At 37.9% G+C, this 20,612-nt stretch carries 19 protein-coding genes; 7 read left to right on the plus strand and 12 right to left on the minus strand.

All coding sequences use genetic code 11. From position 1 onward, the window contains the following. Positions 1 to 291: 291 nt before the first annotated feature. From menC to ACMZ42_RS02405, 6 genes are read right to left on the minus strand one after another with little or no spacing between them, the layout of a single operon-like run. Positions 292 to 1,401: an o-succinylbenzoate synthase gene (gene menC, locus ACMZ42_RS02380; protein WP_370076021.1), complete on the minus strand. Its 1,110-nt coding sequence runs from the start codon at positions 1,399 to 1,401 to the stop codon at positions 292 to 294. 14 nt (positions 1,402 to 1,415) lie between these two features. Further along, positions 1,416 to 2,390: an ABC transporter ATP-binding protein gene (locus tag ACMZ42_RS02385; protein WP_402868740.1), complete on the minus strand. Its 975-nt coding sequence runs from the start codon at positions 2,388 to 2,390 to the stop codon at positions 1,416 to 1,418. Beyond that, positions 2,383 to 3,384, minus strand: a complete 1,002-nt coding sequence (locus tag ACMZ42_RS02390; protein WP_415730411.1) for an ABC transporter ATP-binding protein — start codon at positions 3,382 to 3,384, stop codon at positions 2,383 to 2,385. Before ACMZ42_RS02390 ends, ACMZ42_RS02385 begins: the two co-directional genes overlap by 8 nt. Positions 3,385 to 3,402: 18 nt before the next feature. Beyond that, entirely contained in the window at positions 3,403 to 4,299 is an 897-nt protein-coding gene (locus ACMZ42_RS02395) for an ABC transporter permease (protein ID WP_370076027.1), read from the minus strand. 11 nt (positions 4,300 to 4,310) lie between these two features. After that, the gene (locus ACMZ42_RS02400; RefSeq protein WP_415730412.1) at positions 4,311 to 5,261 is read right to left on the minus strand and encodes an ABC transporter permease; all 951 of its coding nucleotides are present in this window, start codon (positions 5,259 to 5,261) and stop codon (positions 4,311 to 4,313) included. A 21-nt stretch (positions 5,262 to 5,282) separates the two neighbouring features. Then, complete coding sequence (locus ACMZ42_RS02405; protein WP_402868737.1) at positions 5,283 to 6,845, minus strand: ABC transporter substrate-binding protein; 1,563 nt, start codon at positions 6,843 to 6,845, stop codon at positions 5,283 to 5,285. A gap of 236 nt (positions 6,846 to 7,081) precedes the next feature. Here ACMZ42_RS02405 and ACMZ42_RS02410 point away from each other — a divergent pair, with 236 nt between their 5' ends. Together ACMZ42_RS02410 and ACMZ42_RS02415 are read left to right on the plus strand one after the other, a co-directional pair. Next, complete coding sequence (locus tag ACMZ42_RS02410; protein WP_370076033.1) at positions 7,082 to 7,942, plus strand: MurR/RpiR family transcriptional regulator; 861 nt, start codon at positions 7,082 to 7,084, stop codon at positions 7,940 to 7,942. Next, positions 7,932 to 9,038: a M20 peptidase aminoacylase family protein gene (locus ACMZ42_RS02415; RefSeq protein ID WP_370076035.1), complete on the plus strand. Its 1,107-nt coding sequence runs from the start codon at positions 7,932 to 7,934 to the stop codon at positions 9,036 to 9,038. The genes ACMZ42_RS02410 and ACMZ42_RS02415 overlap by 11 nt, the downstream gene beginning before the upstream one ends. A 278-nt stretch (positions 9,039 to 9,316) precedes the next feature. Here the strand turns inward: ACMZ42_RS02415 and ACMZ42_RS02420 are convergent, their stop codons facing one another. After that, positions 9,317 to 9,889: a helix-turn-helix domain-containing protein gene (locus ACMZ42_RS02420; protein WP_415730413.1), complete on the minus strand. Its 573-nt coding sequence runs from the start codon at positions 9,887 to 9,889 to the stop codon at positions 9,317 to 9,319. A gap of 84 nt (positions 9,890 to 9,973) precedes the next feature. Between ACMZ42_RS02420 and ACMZ42_RS02425 the strand changes: the two genes are divergently transcribed. From ACMZ42_RS02425 to ACMZ42_RS02445, 5 genes are all read left to right on the plus strand, one after another. Then, the gene (locus ACMZ42_RS02425; protein WP_415730414.1) at positions 9,974 to 10,939 is read left to right on the plus strand and encodes a multidrug resistance efflux transporter family protein; all 966 of its coding nucleotides are present in this window, start codon (positions 9,974 to 9,976) and stop codon (positions 10,937 to 10,939) included. Between the two features lie 881 nt (positions 10,940 to 11,820). Further along, on the plus strand, positions 11,821 to 13,101 hold the full coding sequence (locus ACMZ42_RS02430; protein ID WP_415730415.1) for an XRE family transcriptional regulator: 1,281 nt from the start codon (positions 11,821 to 11,823) through the stop codon (positions 13,099 to 13,101). 254 nt (positions 13,102 to 13,355) lie between these two features. Beyond that, on the plus strand, positions 13,356 to 13,769 hold the full coding sequence (locus tag ACMZ42_RS02435; RefSeq protein ID WP_415730416.1) for a hypothetical protein: 414 nt from the start codon (positions 13,356 to 13,358) through the stop codon (positions 13,767 to 13,769). Between the two features lie 22 nt (positions 13,770 to 13,791). Next, positions 13,792 to 14,586: a hypothetical protein gene (locus ACMZ42_RS02440; protein ID WP_370076045.1), complete on the plus strand. Its 795-nt coding sequence runs from the start codon at positions 13,792 to 13,794 to the stop codon at positions 14,584 to 14,586. Positions 14,587 to 14,769: 183 nt separating this feature from the next. Next, complete coding sequence (locus ACMZ42_RS02445; protein WP_370076047.1) at positions 14,770 to 15,222, plus strand: DUF6097 family protein; 453 nt, start codon at positions 14,770 to 14,772, stop codon at positions 15,220 to 15,222. 371 nt (positions 15,223 to 15,593) lie between these two features. Here the strand turns inward: ACMZ42_RS02445 and ACMZ42_RS02450 are convergent, their stop codons facing one another. The 5 genes from ACMZ42_RS02450 to ACMZ42_RS02470 all read right to left on the minus strand — a co-directional run bounded on the left by ACMZ42_RS02450 (position 15,594) and on the right by ACMZ42_RS02470 (position 20,312). Beyond that, a complete protein-coding gene (locus ACMZ42_RS02450; protein ID WP_402868727.1) occupies positions 15,594 to 15,812 on the minus strand; it encodes a helix-turn-helix domain-containing protein in 219 nt (72 codons plus the stop codon). 349 nt (positions 15,813 to 16,161) lie between these two features. Continuing rightward, positions 16,162 to 16,626, minus strand: a complete 465-nt coding sequence (locus tag ACMZ42_RS02455) for an ANTAR domain-containing response regulator (RefSeq protein WP_415730417.1) — start codon at positions 16,624 to 16,626, stop codon at positions 16,162 to 16,164. Positions 16,627 to 16,706: 80 nt separating this feature from the next. Beyond that, on the minus strand, positions 16,707 to 17,570 hold the full coding sequence (gene eutC, locus ACMZ42_RS02460) for an ethanolamine ammonia-lyase subunit EutC (protein ID WP_370076053.1): 864 nt from the start codon (positions 17,568 to 17,570) through the stop codon (positions 16,707 to 16,709). 15 nt (positions 17,571 to 17,585) lie between these two features. Continuing rightward, on the minus strand, positions 17,586 to 18,947 hold the full coding sequence (locus ACMZ42_RS02465; RefSeq protein ID WP_370076259.1) for an ethanolamine ammonia-lyase subunit EutB: 1,362 nt from the start codon (positions 18,945 to 18,947) through the stop codon (positions 17,586 to 17,588). Between the two features lie 273 nt (positions 18,948 to 19,220). Further along, on the minus strand, positions 19,221 to 20,312 hold the full coding sequence (locus tag ACMZ42_RS02470; protein WP_370076055.1) for a sensor histidine kinase: 1,092 nt from the start codon (positions 20,310 to 20,312) through the stop codon (positions 19,221 to 19,223). Positions 20,313 to 20,612 lie beyond the last annotated feature (300 nt).

Here is a 20,612-nt window from a genome sequence, read left to right on the forward strand (position 1 = left end):
ATTCACGCTTTCCTGCTGGAGAGCGTCGAGCCGCTTACAATAAGATGAAGCAATGGGTAGCAACAACTTTTACACATAAAATTTATATTAACCTTCACAATTTTTGGGTTGTAGTAGCGGGTGAGTTAAATCTGATGGAGCACTAAAGCCTCCCATCTTTATAGTGAACTGCACCCCAATTGTTAGACACAATCTAACAATTGGAGGTGCAGTTTTTGTATGCCTAAATTTAGAGAAGAAATGAAATTAGAAGCTGTTCAAATAACTTTAAAACACGGCATTCGACTTTCATTATGCTTCGTAAATATACTTTTCTATTGTGTATTTTTCGAGTTTGTCTTGTGCAATATTATAACCAATACCTGGTAGATTAGAAACTTGGATATGTCCTTGGTCATCCATGACAATCTCTGGCTCAATAATATCTTCATGCCAATAGCGGGAAGATGGTGCCGTATCACCAGGTATTGTAAAGTTTGACAGTGTTGTAATTGCAATATTATGAGCACGACCAATCCCTGATTCTAGCATACCCCCACACCATACAGGGATTTGATGCTGCTGACATAAATCATGAATCTTTTTAGCCTCGGATAAGCCTCCAACACGCCCTACCTTTATATTAATCACTTTGCAGCTACCTAGTTCAATTGCACGTCTAGCATCATCGTATGAATGGATACTTTCATCTAAGCAAATCGGTGTATTGAGTTCTCTTTGTAATTTTCGATGATCGACAATATCATCATGCTCAAGAGGTTGCTCAATCATCATTAAATTTAATTTATCCATCTCCTTAAATAAGGATAGATCTTCTAACGAGTAGGCAGAATTGGCATCTGCCATTAAAGGTATATCGCCAAAGCGATCACGGATTACACGCAGTACTTCGATATCTTTTCCGGGCTTAATTTTAATTTTTATTTTTTTGAACCCTTGTTTTAAATAACCTTCAATGCTTTCCAGCAATACATTCGTATCATCTTCAATGCCTAGGCTAATGCCAACAGTAATTTCTTTTTTTTCTCCTCCAAGTGCTTGTGCTAAAGGTATGCCCTGCTCTTTTGCATATAAATCCCAAATGGCTGCTTCCACTGCAGATTTCGCCATATTATTGCGACGCACGCGAGCAAACTTCTCATTTATCTCATCTGGATGGTTGAATTCCTGATTAATAACAAGTGGTATTAAAAATTCATCAATAATAGAGAATGCCGTTGAAGCCGTTTCTTCTCCATAATAAGGATAAGCGCTAACAACACATTCTCCATAACCAACATGCTTCTCACCATACGCTTCAATAATTAAGAAAATACGTTCCTGCTGCTTCATAAAACTTGTTTCAAAGGGTGATTTCATAGTCATCTTCATTTTACGAACTATAATTTTTTCAATTTTCATTTCTCAACACTCCCCTACTTGTAATATAAATGACATGCCGTTTTATGGGCAGGTGAATGCTCGACCAACTCTGGCTCTACCGTCCGGCATTTTTCCATTACAAAAGGGCATCTCGTCTGGAAAACACAGCCTGTTGGTGGATTCAATGGAGAAGGGATTTCACCTTTCAGCTTAATCTTTTCACGTTTTATTCGCGGATTGGGCACAGGAATTGCTGATAAAAGTGCTTTTGTATAAGGATGCATTGGGTTGCTAAAAATTTCATCTGTCGTTGTTTCTTCTACGATCTTTCCTAAATACATTACGCCAATTCGATTGGAAATATGGCGTACAACACTTAAGTCATGAGAGATAAACAATAATGTTAGGTTAAATTCTTTTTGTAAATCCTCCAATAAATTCAGCACTTGTGATTGAATAGATACATCTAATGCCGATACAGGCTCATCACAAATAATAATATCTGGATTCATAATAAGCGCGCGTGCTAATCCTATACGCTGACGCTGCCCTCCGGAAAATTCATGTGGAAATCGAAAATAATGTTCATTTTGGAACCCTACCTTATTTAAAATATCCATCACTTTTTGTGTACGCTCTTGCTTTGTGCCAATATGATGTATTTTCAAGGTTTCTTCTAATATTGTTCCGATACGTTTACGTGGGTTTAAAGATGAATAAGGATCTTGAAACACCATTTGCAAACTACGACGAATGGGCATCATTTCTTTTTGTTTAAGCTTATTAATTGTCTGTCCTTGGTAAATTATTTCGCCATCTGTAGGTTCAATGAGCCGCAAAATAGAACGGCCTGTAGTACTTTTTCCGCAACCAGATTCTCCAACTAAGCTATATGTCTCGCCCTTAGTAAGCTCAAAGGACACATTATTGACTGCTTTGACATATCTTTTTTCCTGCCCGACACCACTACTAACAGGAAAGTAGGTTTTTAAGTTTTTTATTTGTAAAATCATTTCTTTGTTATCCATGAATTTTCACCTCCCGCTTCCTCTGAATTTCTTCAAAGTGCCAGCATCTGACTTTACGGTCGCCGTAGCTTTCAAGCTTTGGTAGAGATGTGCGACAATTGTCTGTCTGGAATTCACAGCGTGGAGCAAAGCGACAACCTGTAGGAATTTGACTTAATGTCGGCACCTTTCCTTCAATCACATACAGCTTTTCCTCACGACTTCCTTCTATATTAGGAATTGATTTTAATAAGCCTTGTGTATAGGGATGCAGAGGCTGATCAAAAATCGTTAATACATCACATTCTTCAATGACTTGACCTAAATACATGACTACTACTTTTTCACAAACTTCAGCTACAACGCCTAAATCATGCGTAATCATAATCGTCCCCATATTAAATTCGTCTTTTAACTCTTTGATCAAGTCTAAAATTTGTGATTGCGTTGTCACGTCTAAAGCTGTTGTTGGTTCATCGGCAATTAAAAGTGCTGGCTGACAGCAAAGTGCCATCGCAATCATGACCCGTTGACGCATCCCCCCTGATAGCTGATGAGGAAACTCATCAATCCGTTTCTCTGGTGCTGGAATACCAGTTAATTTCAGCATGTCAATCGCTTTCACGCGGGCCTGTTCTTTTGAAACATTTTGATGAAGGAGGAGGGCTTCCATAATTTGATCACCCACAGTGTAAACTGGGTTTAATGAACTCATCGGATCCTGGAAAATCATAGCAATATCATTACCACGGATTTCTCGCATTTCTTTTGCGGATTTCGCTAATAAATTTTGGCCTTCGAGACGAATTTCACCTTCATACTTTGTATGCTTTTCATCGAGAAGTCGTAAAATTGATTCTGCCGTAACGCTTTTACCACAGCCGGATTCTCCCACTACACCAACGATTTCTCCTTTTTTAACAGTGAAAGAAACATCATCGACAGCTGTTACTTTCTTTTCCTCTGTATCAAAATGAACTTTTAAATGCTCAACTTCAAGTAAAGTATCTGTCATTGTAATAGCACCCCCTTACTACTTCTTCGATTTATTATGCGGATCTAGTAAATCTCGCAATCCATCACCAAATAGATTTAAGCCTAAAACCGTTAACATAATTGCAATTCCTGGGAATACTGTCATCCACCACGCATTGAAAATAACCGTTTTGCCATCATATAATAAATTGCCCCAACTTGGTTCAGGTGCAGGAATCCCGGCTCCTAAAAAGCTAAGTGCAGCCTCTACAATAATGGCATCTGCAAAAATAAAAGTAGCTTGAACAATTAAAGGTGAAATGACATTCGGGAAAATATTCGACCAGATAATACGCGTGCTATTTGCACCTTGTGCCCGTAACGCCTCAATATATGTTTGCTCCTTCACAATTAAAGCAGAGGAACGAATAGTTCTTGCAACAAGTGGTGTAAATACAATCGTTAAAGCGATAATGACATTGACTAAATTTGCACCGAGAGATGCCATAATCGCAATCGCAAGTAAGATGGCTGGAAATGCCATTAGACCGTCAGCAGTACGCATCAATAAGCTATCAAGCTTTTTAAAATAAGCTGCATATAATCCAACAATCGTCCCGAAAATAGAAGTTAACAGTGCGACAGAGAAGCCAATGACTAATGAAACACGTGCCCCATACATAACACGACTAAATAAATCTCGACCATAGTTATCCGTGCCAAAAAAGTGTTCAGTACTTGGCGGTAATAATCGATTCGCGGTATCCAATGTATATGGCGAAGTCGAGATGATAAACGGGGTCAAAATCGTAAACAAAATTATTACTGACATAATAACGGTGCCTGTCAAAGCCAATTTGTTGCTAAAAAACTTCTTTCTAAATAACGTTCGCTGCTTTTGCTTCATCTGCTTCTTAATGGTTGACAGATCATTCATTGAAAGCTCTTGACTCAAATTACTCCCCCCTATCTCTTCCCAACTCGTAAACGTGGATCAACAATACCATATAGTAAATCAATCACTAAATTGATTGTTACGTAGCTAACTGCGATTAACAAAACAACTCCTTGAATCACTTCAAAGTCACGTCGTTCTACTGAGTTAATGATTAATTGACCAATGCCTGGGATATTAAATACCGTTTCAATGACAGCTGCACCAGCTACTAAAGTCCCGAAGGTTTGACCGATAATCGTTAAGATAGGAATAAATGCATTACGTAATGCATGTTTCATTGTAATAACAAATTCCTTTACCCCTTTTGCACGTGCTGTCTTAATGAAATTGGCAGATAAAACTTCCAGCATCGAAGATCGAGTCATACGGGCAATAAGAGCAGCTTGCATTGAACCTAATGCAATGGCAGGTAAAATTAAATAGCGGATATGTACAGCGAAACCTGCAGCTAACGTTTTATAACCTGCAACAGGTAACCAACGTAGCTCCACTCCAAATAATAAAATTAAAAATAAACCGAGCAAAAAGCTTGGAACTGATATGCCAACAAGTGAAACTCCCATAAATGTTTGATCTAAAAATGATCCTCTGAACTTAGCTGACAGTACACCAAGTGGGATAGCTAGTACAATAGCAAACAATTGAGCCATAATGGCCAATGAAAGTGTTGGACCTAAATGCTCAAAAAAAGCCGTTAATACTGGTTTTTTCATAAATAGTGATGTTCCTAAATCGCCATTAACAATAGCCCCTACCCAAGTCACATATTGCTCCAAAATAGGGCGGTTGAGGCCAAGCTCTTCCTGTAGCTTAGCCACATCCTGAGGAGAGGCTTCGGGACCGAGCATAACTGAAGCTGGATCACCAGGCGTTATATGAACTAATAAAAAGACGACAACTGATACAACAAATAACACAGGTATAAGTGACAGTATTCGTTTCAATATAAAGTTCAACATAAGCTCATCCCCCCTTACAAATTATTTCATATTCCATAAAATGATACCTTGCAAGAAATCATAGCCTTCAATGGATGCATCGTATGCTGTTACTGTCGTTTTGTTTCCAAATTTAATAATTGGAACATAGTCATATACTTCAACCATTAAGTCACTGTAATAGCCTTTCGCTTCTTCCTGTGTTGCAGCACCTGCAATTTTGTTTAATAAATCATCAATTTTAGGGCTATTTGTCCAACCTGGCCATTCTCCCTTGGAATCCAAGAACACATATTTATTAGGTACAGGCTCAGTTGGGAAACCAGTAATGAAAATATCGTATGCCTTTTCATCTGTACGACGCTGTTGCACAGTTGGCCAATCATAAATATCAAGCTTTACTTTCATGCCAAGACTTTCTAATTGTTGTTGAACCACAACGGCTGCATTGTAATGGTCTTCATAATCACGTGTCGATAATATGACGATTTCCTCTCCATTATAGCCAGCTTGTTGTAATAGGGATTTTGCCTTTTCTATATTCTTTTGATTGTATTGATCGCTACCAGCATCTGTATACCAGTCTGTTTGATCTTTAATCATTAAATTGTGTTCTAATTCGTAAAATTCAGGACTCGAAAACGCTGCCCTTAAAATTGCTTCTTGATCAAGAGCCGCATTTACAGCTTGACGTGCTTCCTGTTTAGCAAAAAGTCCTGCTCGCTTGTTAAATACAACAGCATTAAAGCCATTATGGTCAATGGAAGTTTTAACAGTTTCAGACTTTTCTAATTGCGCCACATTATCGAACGGTATCGCATTTGCTACTTGGTATTCTCCTGTTTGAATACCAGCAAAACGCGTTGAAGCATCGGTTACAATATTAAAATAAATATTTTTATATTGTGCCTCTTTTTTACCAGCCAATCCGCTTGCTGGGCTATCTACAGCAACATAATCATTAAATTTCTCTAAATGAATATATTGATCATTTTTCCACTCTAAGAATTTATATGGACCTGTCCCAATAAATTCTGTTAAGCCCTCAGCTGTCGTTGAAGCATTTGCTTCTTCCGTTGTAATAATTGCAATTTGACTTGGATCTGCCAATAAATGGAGCGCAATGAATAGTCGCTTCGGCATTACCAATCGCACAACTGAATCATCCACTTTTTCAAATGTTGCATCCGCAAAATAAGATTTTCCTAAACCTGTCGTTGTCATCCAGCGTTGCATAGATGCCACAACATCTTCGGCTGTTAAATCATCACCATTGTGGAATTTAACACCTTGTCTCAATTTAAATGTTATAACTTTACCATCTTCACTTTCCTCCACTGATTCCGCCAACATTGGCACAACCTTCGAATCTTTATCTAGTGTCACTAAAGATTCATAGATATTTCGAGCTACATCACGCGTAGCTACCGCCGTTGTCATCAACGGATCTAACGTTGGTGGCTGAGCATTATAAGCTACCTGTAATTCTGAATAATCTTTATTACTATCTGCTCTTTCACCACCAGCATTATCATCTGAAGAACATGCTGCTAACACAAAAAGCACACTTGCAAACATTACAAATAACCAATTTGCTTTTTTCATGTCAATCCCCCCAAGATTTTATGATGTTAGATCATTAGAAGTATTCACTTTATTTCCTAAAAATTTAAAGTGAACACTTCAATATATATATTAAGCTAACAAAACTATTCAAAAAATTCAATTATTTTTCTGAAAATATTGAAAATAAAGTTTATTTTGAATATGCTATAATAAAGTAAACGCTTATTTTTTTAGAAAAAAAAAGAATTTCCTTCACTACTAAAGGAGGTATCGGCTTGTACGCATACGAAGCTAAAATACAAGAAAAATTTGATGATTTGTCCCCTACATTAAAACGTGTTGCACTCTTTTTGAAAGAAGATCCGAAGCTATTTGCTTCAAACTCTGCGACGAAAATCGCCAATATGATTGGAGTTAGTGAAACAAGTGTGATTCGATTTGTTTATGCCATCAATTATGGGAGTTTTACTGATTTACAAAATGAAGTACAGGATTCTATTTTTGATTTAAAAAATTCATTGATGAGCTTTTCACACACATTTGCAGAGCAAACTGATCATACAGGTATTGAAGAAGTTATGATTCGTGATCAAATCAATATAAAAAAAACGGCTGAAAATATAGACCCTGAAATGTTTAAAACGGTCGTTAAAAAAATTGCTCTTGCAAGGGAGATTGTTGTATTAGGGAGTGGAGCCTCTTATGGTTTTGCACATTGGTTTAGCTTCACATTGAATACAATAAGAGGGAATAGTCGAATTTTAAATTTATATATGGATGATTTTTCTTACATTAATAACTTAGATGAAAATAGTGTCGTTGTTACCTTTTCTTTTAATCGTTATATGAAACATACGCTTGAAATTACGCAGGAATTAAAGGAACGTGGAGTTTATGTGGTGGGCATCACAGATTCAGATATAGCTCCCATAACTCAAATTGCTGATTCGACTTTTATTACTAAGATGTCACATATGTCTACAATTGACTCTGGTCCTGTCATTTCCTCGTTATTGAATACAATATTGCATCAAATGATTCAAGACTATCCTGAGCAATATGAAAAACAAAAGCAACAATATGAGACTACTTATAAAGACCTATTTTGGAATGAGGGATTACATCATGAAAATTAAGCAAGAACTATTACAACATTTTCATTACTTACATGAAAATGCAGAAGTAAGCTGGAAAGAGGTAAATACAACCCAATATTTGAAAGAAGTACTCAGTGACCTAGGCTATAAGGTGACTACTTTTAATGATTGTACAGGGCTTTATGCAGACCTTGGCCAAGGCCAGCCTATAGTAGCGGTCCGTGCAGATATTGATGCACTATGGCAGGAAGTTGATGGCTGTTTTAAAGCGAATCACTCATGTGGTCACGATGCTCATATGAGTATGGTCCTTGGTGTTGCAAAATGTATGCAGCATGAAAATTTCAAAGGTACGCTACGCCTCGTTTTTCAACCGGCAGAAGAAAAAGGTACTGGCGCTTTGGAAATGATTGAGAAAGGTATTGTGGAGGATGTGGAATACCTATATGGCATCCACTTGCGACCAATCCAAGAAATCCCATTTGGTGTAGCATCACCAGTTATTATACATGGCGCAGGTCAAATGATTGATGGGCAGGTACAAGGAGTCGATAGTCACGGTGCACGCCCTCATTTGACGGTCAATGCTATAGATGTTATGACGACGATCAATGAACAGTTAAATCAAATTCGCATTGATCCGCAAATACCACATTCTATCAAAATGACCTATATTCGTGCTGGAGGTGACAGTCGAAATATTATTCCCGGGAATGGACAATTCGGACTAGATTTACGTGCACAAACGAATGAAGCAATGCAGGAGTTGGTACAAAAATTCAAACAAATCATTGACGGTGTACGTACAACCTTGGGGGCAAGTATTCATTATAGCACCATAACAGCCATGCCTGCTGCTGTTCAAAACGAGCAAGCTATTCAATTTGCACGCACAGGCATTACCGAAGTTATTGGCGAAGAAAATATCATACCCACACTCATCACCTCTGGTGGGGACGATTTTCATTTTTACACAATCAAGAAACCACATTTAAAAGCAACGATGATTGGCCTAGGCTGTAACCTCGCGCCTGGACTCCATCATCCTTATATGAGCTTTGATACAGATGCTCTTGAAATCGGCACAAACATCTTAACTAAAACTGTGCTAGCCACTTTTCGTGCTCAACAATAGATCACGATTTTTATACCTTGATGGAAGCCGTTGCAAAGCATTTGATGAAAGTTAAACAGAAATAGACTGTGGAGAAAAACACAATATTTTTCTCCACCCATTTTGGCTATTTGGACTAAAAGGAGTTGTTGGTTAGCAAGTGCCCTGTAGCAAATCTCTCATAAATGGTCAGTAAGACATACTTGCTTTGCTGAATCCCACTGCTTTTTTCATTGAAACACTTAATTCCACTGGTTCTGTCAATTCCTCTTCCAGCTACTCAAGCGTGATACCTTATTTCAAGATAAATATTTCATTGTTAAATGGAGAACTGCTACTTCATTCCCTGTGTTTTCATAGCTATGCTGTCGATTTGCTTCAAATTGAATAGAATCAAATTCGTTTAATTCGTACATTTCTTGTCCAACTTGAATCGAAATTTTCCCTTGCATTACTGTTACAAATTCGATAGCTCCTTCATGGTGAGGTTCTGCCTCATATATGCTATTCGGTTGTAAATAAGCACGATGCATTTCCAATCCTGTTTCTTTTTTGTAACGAAATATAGTTTCTAATCGCCACATTTGATTTTCTTCTATCGTAAATCCCTCTCCGCAACGTGCAACATTTACTATATCTTCTATCACCATAAGCCGTGACAGCGGAATAGATAATCCTTTCGTAATCTTCCAAATGACACCTAATGTAGGATTCGTTTCTCCTCTCTCAATTTTCCCTAACGTTAATTTACTAACACCAGTTTTTTTCGCTAACTCTTCTAAACTTAATTTCTGTTCATTTCGTATTTGTCGTAACAGTTGACCAACTTGCAAAATAACTTCTTTTGTTTGCATATCCTCTTGTTCTTTCATATGAACCCCACCTTTAGTATATTATAGTTTACTTTTTATATGAATAATTATATTATAATATATATTTAGAAAGGAGCGAACGAAATGCGTGCTATCTTATTAGGTATTTTATCATCTGCGTTTTTTTCAGCTACATTTATTATAAATCGAGTTATGAACGTATCAGGAACAAGCTGGGCTTGGACTGCTTCCTTCCGATTTTTATTCGCTTTACCCATTTTATTCTTTATCGTCCTATTTCGCAAAAACCTTCGTCCACTATGGGTAGAAATGGGTAAACACCCTTTGGCATGGCTTGGTTATGGCACAATAGCCGGGGTAGGATTTTATTCCTTATTAAGCTATGCTGCTGTATTTAGTCCTGCATGGCTCGTCGCAGGTACATGGCAAATAACCATTTTAGCTGGTTTGCTATTATCTCCGTTATTTTTTATTACATTGGAGACAAAGTCAGGAGTTAAACGAGTTCGCGGTAAAATTCCTATGCGAAGCTTACTCGTTTCCTTATTTATTTTAACGGGTGTCATTTGTATGCAATTAACAGAAGCTGGAAACATTACTGTTTCTCAATTTTTATCTGGCTTCCTCCCTGTAGTTATCGCTGCATTCTTATATCCTTTCGGTAATAGAAAAATGATGGAAGTCGTTGCTGGTCGCTTAGATACATTTCAACGCGTGTTAGGCATGGCAATTGGTAGCCTTCCTGTCAGTATTATATTAGCGATTTATGGTTGGACTACAACTGGCATACCAACATCTGGGCAAATGATGCAAGGTTTCTTATTAGCATTATGTTCGGGTGTTATCGCCACAATGACATTTTTCTTCGCTACTGACTTAGCGAAAAATAACCTTTCTTTGTTAGGGGCAGTGGAGGCAACACAAGCAGGAACAATGATTTTTACTGTTCTTGGTGAAATCCTTTTTTTAAACGGTTCATGGCCAGTTGGAGTATCTTTAATCGGTATGATCATTATTATGATTGGAATGATAGCCAATAGTATTTTAAATCGTTCTGTTCCTGTATCCAAACAAAAGAAAATAGCATAGTTTAAGAGCGTGTTTTAAACCGAAAACTGATTAAAACACGCTACTATGTTTAATAGAAAGCTTTAGGATAAATTAAAAACATAAGATAAGAAAAAAAATCCCGAATAACGTTCAATATTCGGGATTTTTCTTATTATAAAGTTAAACCATCATCAACAAGAACTATTGCTCCTGCCCGTTCAGATGCTAAGAAAGCAACCATTTCTGCTAACATGCATAACGTCCCATTCACATGTTCGGAAGTTCATCTGGAATATAGCCAGTTGTTTCAAACATTTCCGTAACACTATTTGTTAACGCTGTTTGAACACCGCCTGGACAAATGGCATTAATGCGAATGCCCTTTTTTTTACGTATTCTAACGAAGCTGATTTAGTCAAACCAACGACAGCATAATTATTTGCAGAATATGCAGTTAAACTGTGCTTTGATTTTCGTTCCGACCGGGCGCTTTCCTAGGGGCGTCCGATCCCTATATACATGGCATACTTTTAACAAATGTCATCCACAACTTTTGGCGATGGGCCTCAGATGTGAACATTCAATAAAGAGAGAGCATGTCTTTTCATGAATAAAAAACATGCTCTCTTTTATGTATTATTATAGTTTTATCAAATATATTTTTTTTAATATGATAAACTGCGAATTTATAATAAAAGGTAAAATAATAAAGAGACAAGTATGATTACCGTTATTTTCATCTATAGAATAAAGTCCAACTTCTCCATAAATTAGTATAATGAATAATTTTCATACGAGGGACCATCGATGCGCCCGATAGCGGGCATTTCCACCCATTTATCCTTATTCTAAGCCTTTTTTTCTATATATTCATGGTATACTTTTACGGAACTTTCGCGGAAAGGAGATTTCTACGCCCTATGTTAAAAGAACGAATCGATTTTTTGTGCAAAAAGAAAAACATCACCCGCAAAGAGCTGGTTGAAGGTTTACTGACGCAAACCCATTTTGCCAATATCCTCGCAGAGCGTTACACTCTTGCCGCTGATTTGGCTGAACATATAGCCTCCCGTCTCAGCGTCTCTCCTGCTTATTTGCTGCAGGCTTCATCTCAATCGCCGGATACATTGGCAAAGGCAGAGAGCATTTTCGAAATGTTATCCCAATCCACTGCATCCATCGATGAACAGCAGGTTAACGATCTGCCGGACCGCGACGATGCTTTAACCGTTGAGTTGACCACAGCCTTAATGAAAGCCGTATATTACCAGCAGCTTAATGACGCGGTAGCTCATGATTATTTGCACCGGAACTATTTGAATTATTACTTGGATAAATACGGGCGTCCTGACGACAATGATCTGCCCCTACCAGCCAAAAAAGCGATGTTTTATTATAAAATCCAACTTTTCAGATCCAAACACCATTACCACGAGGCACTGCTTCAAGCACGAAAACTTGCGGAACTGCTCGCTCCAGGCAGCGAGCCATGGCTGACGGCGCATAATTTCATGCTGGAGGCCTTTATCTATTTGAAACAGTATGATCAGGCGAAACAGACGTTTGAGCAAATGATGAAGCATGTCTATGAACAAAGGCTCTTTCACCGTTTGAGCGGGTTGTATCTCACCTACAGCGGTTATCAGTTTACGGTCGGACTTGTTCAGGAAGCGCTGCTAGCCTTATCCATGGCGGAAGCACATTTGGTTTACACCTCCAATCAGGGCGAAATGATGACATCCATAATGAACAACCGAATTATCATGCAAACGCTGCTAGGCGAATATGACAAAGCCGCATTGGAGATTGACCGCTTTAAAGAAATGATTCGGCACGAACCAGAAGAAATTAGACAGAAGTTCCAACCGCTGCTCGATATTTACCGCTGCGAGTTGGAACTAAACCAAAAGCAATGGGCATTGCTCCCGCAGATGATCAAGGAGCTTGAAAGCAGCGCCGAAACAACCGATCAACAAATGTCGCTACAATTCTACCAAAGCCAACTCTCGTTTGCGCAGGGGCAGTTTGAACATTCAATGGAGCATGCCATGGCCTGTTTGCCTTATTTTGAGTCCATTCAGCAAACCAACCGCTTGGAGACTCTATATGAGTCGCTTGCCGTCGTCTCTGAGGATGCCAGAAAATACAAGGAATCAGCTGCCTATTACAAGAAGCTAGTTTACCTTCTACGGAGCAAATAATAAAACGGATTTCAGTCGGAAAACCGCAATACGAATGGGCTGTCCCAAACGTTAAAAGGCGGATTTTCCGCTTTTTATTGCAGTAAAGGGTAGAACTTCGCAAAATTCACTCCTTAAACCGGAAGTAAAACCGTTGATTACCGCCACCATATTGTATCCCTTCAAACCCGTTGTCTCCTTTCCATCCGCTGTTTACAATTGTAATAGAGACATCGATGAACTCAAAAATACGATTGTAGCGAGGTGCTTAACATATGGGCTGGTTCAGTAAAAAGAAACATGCACAGGACAATTTGGAAAAAGCGGATCAATTATTAAATAAAGGCTTAAGCGGCATGATGATGAAGGGACTCATCCCCAAGCAGCATCGCGAAGCCATAAATCAAAGCATTGAGCAGACTAGGCAAGCGCAGATGGCCGCGGGAGGTTCCGTTCCTATCACCGCTACCGCTATCGTCCTTTCGGTACGCGATACCGGAAAACTGATTAATTTTGAACCGGTTGTTATTTTGGAGCTGGAGGTGACGGAAACCCGTGGTAGCCGTTATACGAAAACGCTCGAAACGCTTGTATCGAAATTACAGGTGCCACGGACCAGGGACTACATCGGACTCGGACAGCATCCGGCCAATCCGGCGGAACTCATCTATGTTGGCCCCATGACTTGAATCTGACCCAGGAGGGATAATGATGCAAAAAATCTTAACATCACTTGGCATGATTACCGTGCTTGGCGTTTGCTTTTCCCCGCTGCTAGCTAATTGGATATGGGACGATCCCTTTATCATTATAGGTTCTTCTTGGTTTGTGCCAGCCATCTTTTCCGGTATTGCCCTGTTGATTCTTCCACCCATATTGAGTAACGTCTTTGGTGTCGGTACCGTCAAGAAGGGGCAGTCAGCAGTGGGACTCATCACGAATATCCAGCAAACCGGAACGATGATTAACAATAAACCGGAAGTCAAGCTGGAGCTGATGGTAACAAGACAGGGCCACGACAAATACCCGGCCAAGCTGCGGATGATTGTTCCTGTCATGAATTTACCGCAATTTCAGCCTGGATTCATTATTCCCTTACTGGTCTCGGAGAAAAATCCCTACAAGATCGGTTTTGATGCCAAAGGTCATATGAATCAAAATGATCTTCAATCGCTTTTTAATGAACAGCTCGTTAAACAAGGTTTGAGTCCGGAACTAGCGGATATTGCGCAAACCGGGGATAAAGGTCTAGCTAAAGTAATGGATGTAGTACCACTGGGTATGGCCGCATCCGGAAAAGTTCAACTGCAGCTTACTCTCGCCGTTACCAAACTAAACGGGGAAACATTCAAGGTGACGGTACAAAAAGATCTGCTTGTCGAGAATCTTGCCCGGGTGCAGCAAGGTCAAATCATCAATGTCATCTATTCCCCGAAGGACCCTGCGAAGCTGACGATTGTGCTGCCGGTCACGGAGCAGGAAATCCGACAGACGTTCGGTACATAAACATGGAAAAGGTTAGCCTCCGGGTTGTAGCCGGACCTCTTCATTTTTAACTTTATTTATGGCTAAATGAAAAACTAATCAAAAACAATAATGATAAAATTCGGTAAAACCCAATCGACATGCAAATAGAAACAACCTTTCATTTATGGTACTATACACTAAAAATTTTTAAATGAGAAAGAAGTGAGGAAACTGAATTACGGAAAAACGATGGTTGAATTTTTTTCAAGCGTGGAAGAACTTAAACAGCTTCACAAAATAATTAATGATTACAACTTACCTATTAAAAGTGAAGATACCTTTGAAAAACAAGTGGTGGGGGTTAGTGAATATTTAAATGAACCTACTTTTATCGAAGCTCGGAATAAAAAACGATCTTTAAACATTATCTCGGGTGTTATTGCATTACCAATCGTTGTCTTTATTGTTTATATGATATTAGGAAAGTTAAAAGTAATAGATCGAGGGGATATCTTTAAAAATGTACTTGATTGGTTTTTAGCTTATCCATGGGCGTTTATTCTGTACGCTTTTGTATTTGCTTCAATTGTAATTGCACATAAATTAATAGAAAAGAAAATGTATTATAAAATATATCCTAATTTAAAGTTTAAATTATTGGACCAATTAAACTAAAATATTGAAAAGCAGTTTTTAACTAACTTTCTCTCCAAATCAATTGAAAAAATACCTTTAAGGAGATAGGAAAGGGTGAGCGCTCTTTCCTATCTCTTATAGTTCCAGTGCTTCCTTTTACAAACTCACCTTTTAGTGAAATATCTTTTAAGTCTGATTCCCACTTAAACCATTCATTTATATTTGCGTATAATGACCAAATTTTGTCTTACGTAGTATTAACTCCTAGTTCAAAAGTAAATTTTAAACTAATTCCTTCTTTCTATAATAAATATCAACAATAATTTCTAATTTCTTCACCTGAAAAACATTGTTATATAGAATCTTTGTCATCGACCAAGTAGCCCACAACTTTTCTTGAACAGCTTCTTTTACTTTTGGCGTACATACTTGGCACCACAGTTGGATTTATTTTGGTGGTAACGTACTTGTGCTTCGTCAGCTGTACTACCGGCGTGGCGTTTTATTTCTCTGGAAATCGTAGAAGGTTGACGATTTAAGAGTTTCGCTATTTTACGAATCGGATAATCAAGTTCCAGGTATGTTTCTATTTTTACACGTTCTGATATGGTAAGATGGGTATAGCTCATAACGATTCCTCCGTTTGAATGTTGGTGTGGTAACTACATTCTACACGGGGTTGTTATGGGCTTCCTTTATATTGATTTCTGGGTGTTGCACTTAATATTACAATCCGTCATTTTAAAAAAAGTCACTCATTATATTTCAAATGAGTGACCATGCCCCTTATAATTTCGGAATTTATGGTAGAAGTGTTAAATGGCAATTTCTTTTAAGATGAGTGAAATATAACTGTCTACGGTATTTATTAAATATAAATTTCAGAATTTTCCATAAATTTAACAGATATTTTAACAAGATCAACAACTAAAATCCATTAATACTTTGGGTTAATGTAAATATCTACAGCCTAGATAATTACTTCCCATCAAGTTGCTCTTTTGCTCGCTCAATCATCTTGCGCTTTTGAATTTTTTCGTGTGTTAGTTGTAAAGATTGTTTTAGCGTCTGTGTCCTCTTAGCTTGTTGAAGTGCAATCATCACTGCTGGAATTAAGCTAGCTTCAGAAACGGGTTTAACTAGATACCCCATAATATTATCTTGCTTAGACTTTTCTACAAATTCTTTTTGACTGTATGCAGTAATCAATAACACTGGTATATCTAGCTGTCGACCAATAACCTCGCTTGCTTTTAAACCATTAATTTTTGGCATTTCAATATCCATTAACACAAGATCTGGCTTTAACTTAAAAGCGAGTTCAATCGCTCGATCCCCATCTCCTGCTTCCCCGACTACCTCATAGCCGTTAGTCCGAAGCATCATTTTTAAGTCCAGTCTAATAATTGGCTCGTCTTCAGCAATCAGAATCCGTTTTTTCATAAAACATCACAACCTTTCTGGACCCATTGAAAAGTAACTTTACGCCGCATTCATCTCACTACCTATAGTGGTGGGAGATTTCAGCTGAAAGAAGTTAAATTTCTTTGTTGAGCAAAAGTAACTCCTGAACACTTTGCATGAAGCATTTGTTCAATTAAATCAGATAGATAGGCACCAGCTTCAACTGAAGTCAATCCATCTTTATGGATATTTGAAATGACCGTCCGATCAGCTTCAACTGTTTTTTCAGTAGGCCTATAAATCATGTATGTGCTCAAGCTTTCATCTGTATTTAGACCTGGCCTTTCACCAATCAATGAAATGACAAGGTCACAATTAACAATAGCAGCTACTTCGTCTTGCACCCATACACGCCCTCGCTTAATAAAAAACGGCTTTGCGACACTTATATTTTTTAATTTTAGGCCTTGTATTAAAGCCGGCAGTAAATCAACTACATTTGCTTCTACCGCAGAGGAGCTCAATCCATCACAAACAATAATTTGAACCTCTTTGCCTTTATCGCCGTTCTTTTCAAGATACTTAATAGATTCATCCGATAACTTTCGACCGGCATCTAAATCCATTAAGTAAGTTTTCATATCACAGGCTTTTGTTTCTAGCTTGTGTAAATCCATTTGTTGAAGAAAATCATCACTTACATCTCTTAATACAGCATCCTGTGCAGCTGCATGATCAATTAAAAATTGTAAATAGCTTGTCGTCAACATACGCGTCCCAGTTCGACCAATACCAATACGCGCAGGTGTAATACTTTGCGCCCGCTCAATAGATGCAGCGTTATGCGGCTCCTCTACCCCTTCTATACGTTCTTCCGGAAAATATATAATTTCTTCTTTATTTTGATTGGTTTCAGTTTTTGGCGAATTCATGTTTTTCTTTACTTCTTCCACTACTCTTTGAACAATTTCTTGAATATCCATTTTGCTCCTCCCTTCTCAATCAAAAATTGATAAATCTCCCGCTCGTTTCGTCAACTTTCCATTTTCCATTAGGCCCATTTTCTCCAACCACTTTTCAAATTCCCGAAGTGGTCGTAAGCCCAGAATCTCACGCAAACTAGCATCATCGTGATAGCTTGTATCTTGATAATTCAGCATGACATCATCTCCACCTGGTACTCCCATGTAAAAATTAGCTCCTGCTACTGCCGTTATGATACCGGCAACTTCCTGATCATTTTGATCGGCATCCATATGATTTGTATAAGTGGGAGCAATACCCATTGGTAAACCATGTAATTTCCCCATAAATCCATCTTCAAGATCCGCTCTTATTAATTGGCGGCCATCATAAAGTGTCTCCGGTCCAATAAAACCAGAAACAGTATTCACCATGAAAGGTTTCCAGTGACGTGCAAAACCGTAGCTTCTCGATTCAAGGGTTTGCATATCTACCCCAAAATCAGCATTTAAAGATACCTCCGAACCTTGTCCTGTTTCAAAATACATAAAGTTTGGACCTGCAGATGTACCATATCGAGCCATCATTTCATAGCCCTCATCAATAATTTTTTTAGATATACCGAATGCTTCATTCCCTTTTTGTGTACCTGCTAAACTTTGAAACATAAGAGCGATAGGTGCCCCTTGCTTTAAAGCTTCCATTTGTGTTGTTATATGGGCCAAAACACAATTTTGTGTTGGAATTTGCCATTTCTCAATAAATTCATGTGAAAGTGTCAATAGTTTTTTGACGGATTCAACCGTATCCACATTCGGATTTATTCCGATTACGGCATCACCTGCTCCGTAGGACAACCCTTCCTTGATTGAATACAAAATTCCTTCTGGAACATCATTTGGATGATTGGGCTGACAACGAAATGCTAAGCGACCAGGCTCTCCAATTGTAGTATTACAATGTGCTTGATATTTCATTTTCTGTGAAGCAAGAACAAGATCAATGCTTGACATCAGCTTGGCAACAGCTGAAATCATTTCACTCGTTAGTCCCCTAGAAAGTTTCAATAATTGATCTCTACCTGTATCAGATGACAGAATATAATTTCTCAGTTCACCGACAGTCCAACTTTGAATATCCTTGTAAATCGTGTCGCTTATATCATCATAAATCAAACGTGTTACTTCATCGATCTCATACGGAATAACCGGATTCTCATAAATTTCTTTCAGCTGCATCTCACTAAGTACTACTTTAGCTGCCATGCGCTCAAGTGATGATACCGCTGCTACACGCGCCATCACATCGCCAGATTTTGCTTCACTTGCTTTTGCAAGTACCTCCCTTACCGACGAAAACGTATAATGAGTTCCTTTTACCACACAGGACAATTTCATCATTTAACACCCCTTTTTATATGCTAAAGATTGCAATCAAACGAAAAAAAAGCGCTTTCACATATCCCTGAAGAAATTTTCTTCGGGCGTGAAAGGCGCCTTTGCCTCAGTTATTATTTTAATTCATTCTACACTACTAGCAAATATTTTGTAAATAGTTCGAAAACAATAACAACATCAATTAAAAATGATATTTATTTTAAAATATACAATTCCTCAAGATTTAAAAAACTTGTAACTGTTTAACTAAAGCTTTAATTAGGAGACCTAGTGTCATTTAGTATTAACTACGGTAGATACTATCGGAAAGGTTATTGAAACTTTTGTCCCTTCCTCAGAAATAGGGAATGAAAAAACTCCTTGTAGCTTCTCTTCAACTAACATTTCTACAAGCTGTATTCCTAAAGATGATATATCACCTAAAGAAAAAGAATCACCAATTCCACATCCATCATCCGTTACTGTAATCGTAACCATTTGCTTTCGTTGCCTCAAATTTATAGCAATTTTCCCGTAATTTCGTGAAGGAAAGGCATGCTTAATGCTATTTTGAACTAACTCATTAACAATCAGTGCTACGGCTGTTGCTTGATCTGAAGGACAGCATACAGATTCCCCTTCTACAGACACAGTAATATGTTGACCTGGAATAATGGACGAGGAAATTAATAAAGTAGAAATTTGTTGTATTAAAAGTTTAATATCTGCTTCATCAATTCCACGCTGAGCCAAATAATCATGCACTAAAGCCATACTAGATATACGAGATATACTATCGTGGAATACCTCAGTTACTTCTACCGAGTGAGAACGTTGCATTTGTAACCGTAGCAAACTGGTAATTACCTGTAAATTATTTTTAACGCGATGATGAATTTCCTGAACGACAAAGGATTGAAATACACGTTGCTTGTCTTCACTATTAGCCGCTTTCATAAACTGCTCTATATTTTTTTCATTCTGCGCTACCTGTGAGATATCTCTTTCTTTAATTAATACCGCAATGGTCTCCCCATACAGGTCTTTTATAGGAACAATATCTTGTTGCATGATTCCGCGCTCTTCGGTAATGCCTCTTGATCCAAAAAGTGGTTTCCCAGTTTTTAAACTAAATAAAACACCCGGCTCCATCTCTTCATATGCAATTTGCCCTAACATACTATTTTTATACAAAGATACTATAGTAGTAGGCTTTGCCTCAGCTACAATTAAAGAGGCGTTATCTTCTTCCAAAAGACAATCTATAAAAATATCTGCTTGGGAAAGATCAGCTATTATTTGAAGGTTTTCAGCCATACCTAAAATAATTTCACACTGTTCATTTGATAAACTTGTAAACCGTTCTAAATCTAAAATTCCCATCATGATATCGCTCCCCTTTCTCCAGTTTTCCAAACACTATAGCAAAATTAAAAAGTGTGTTCAATGTGACACAACAAAGTTATCGAATTTTCAAAATAAAACATTTACTACTATGTGGCGCTTTAAGTTTCTGAAAATCCACTTTTTGTTATTGTAGTTAATAATACGAAACGGATTAAGGCAAAATTAAAAACGAGTCCGGTGCAATACGAGGGCACTGAAAAAGTCCAACATAATATTAAAACGATTGGAGAAACAGATTTTTTTCTCCAATCGTTTTTTCTTTTCGTTCAATTTCCTCTC

The sequence above is a fragment of the Lysinibacillus sp. NPDC056185 genome (assembly GCF_047737915.1).
In the GTDB taxonomy this organism is placed as follows: domain Bacteria; phylum Bacillota; class Bacilli; order Bacillales_A; family Planococcaceae; genus Lysinibacillus.

Excerpts from the sequence above, each read along its gene's own strand:
- menC (WP_370076021.1), bottom strand. The coding sequence starts at position 1,401 with ATGAAAATTGAAAAAATTATAGTTCGTAAAATGAAGATGACTATGAAA.
- ACMZ42_RS02385 (WP_402868740.1), bottom strand. The coding sequence starts at position 2,390 with ATGGATAACAAAGAAATGATTTTACAAATAAAAAACTTAAAAACCTAC.
- ACMZ42_RS02390 (WP_415730411.1), bottom strand. The coding sequence starts at position 3,384 with ATGACAGATACTTTACTTGAAGTTGAGCATTTAAAAGTTCATTTTGAT.
- ACMZ42_RS02400 (WP_415730412.1), bottom strand. The coding sequence starts at position 5,261 with ATGTTGAACTTTATATTGAAACGAATACTGTCACTTATACCTGTGTTA.
- ACMZ42_RS02405 (WP_402868737.1), bottom strand. The coding sequence starts at position 6,845 with ATGAAAAAAGCAAATTGGTTATTTGTAATGTTTGCAAGTGTGCTTTTT.
- ACMZ42_RS02415 (WP_370076035.1), top strand. The coding sequence starts at position 7,932 with ATGAAAATTAAGCAAGAACTATTACAACATTTTCATTACTTACATGAA.
- ACMZ42_RS02420 (WP_415730413.1), bottom strand. The coding sequence starts at position 9,889 with ATGAAAGAACAAGAGGATATGCAAACAAAAGAAGTTATTTTGCAAGTT.
- ACMZ42_RS02425 (WP_415730414.1), top strand. The coding sequence starts at position 9,974 with ATGCGTGCTATCTTATTAGGTATTTTATCATCTGCGTTTTTTTCAGCT.
- ACMZ42_RS02430 (WP_415730415.1), top strand. The coding sequence starts at position 11,821 with ATGTTAAAAGAACGAATCGATTTTTTGTGCAAAAAGAAAAACATCACC.
- ACMZ42_RS02435 (WP_415730416.1), top strand. The coding sequence starts at position 13,356 with ATGGGCTGGTTCAGTAAAAAGAAACATGCACAGGACAATTTGGAAAAA.
- ACMZ42_RS02440 (WP_370076045.1), top strand. The coding sequence starts at position 13,792 with ATGCAAAAAATCTTAACATCACTTGGCATGATTACCGTGCTTGGCGTT.
- ACMZ42_RS02450 (WP_402868727.1), bottom strand. The coding sequence starts at position 15,812 with ATGAGCTATACCCATCTTACCATATCAGAACGTGTAAAAATAGAAACA.
- ACMZ42_RS02455 (WP_415730417.1), bottom strand. The coding sequence starts at position 16,626 with ATGAAAAAACGGATTCTGATTGCTGAAGACGAGCCAATTATTAGACTG.
- eutC (WP_370076053.1), bottom strand. The coding sequence starts at position 17,570 with ATGGATATTCAAGAAATTGTTCAAAGAGTAGTGGAAGAAGTAAAGAAA.
- ACMZ42_RS02465 (WP_370076259.1), bottom strand. The coding sequence starts at position 18,947 with ATGAAATTGTCCTGTGTGGTAAAAGGAACTCATTATACGTTTTCGTCG.
- ACMZ42_RS02470 (WP_370076055.1), bottom strand. The coding sequence starts at position 20,312 with ATGATGGGAATTTTAGATTTAGAACGGTTTACAAGTTTATCAAATGAA.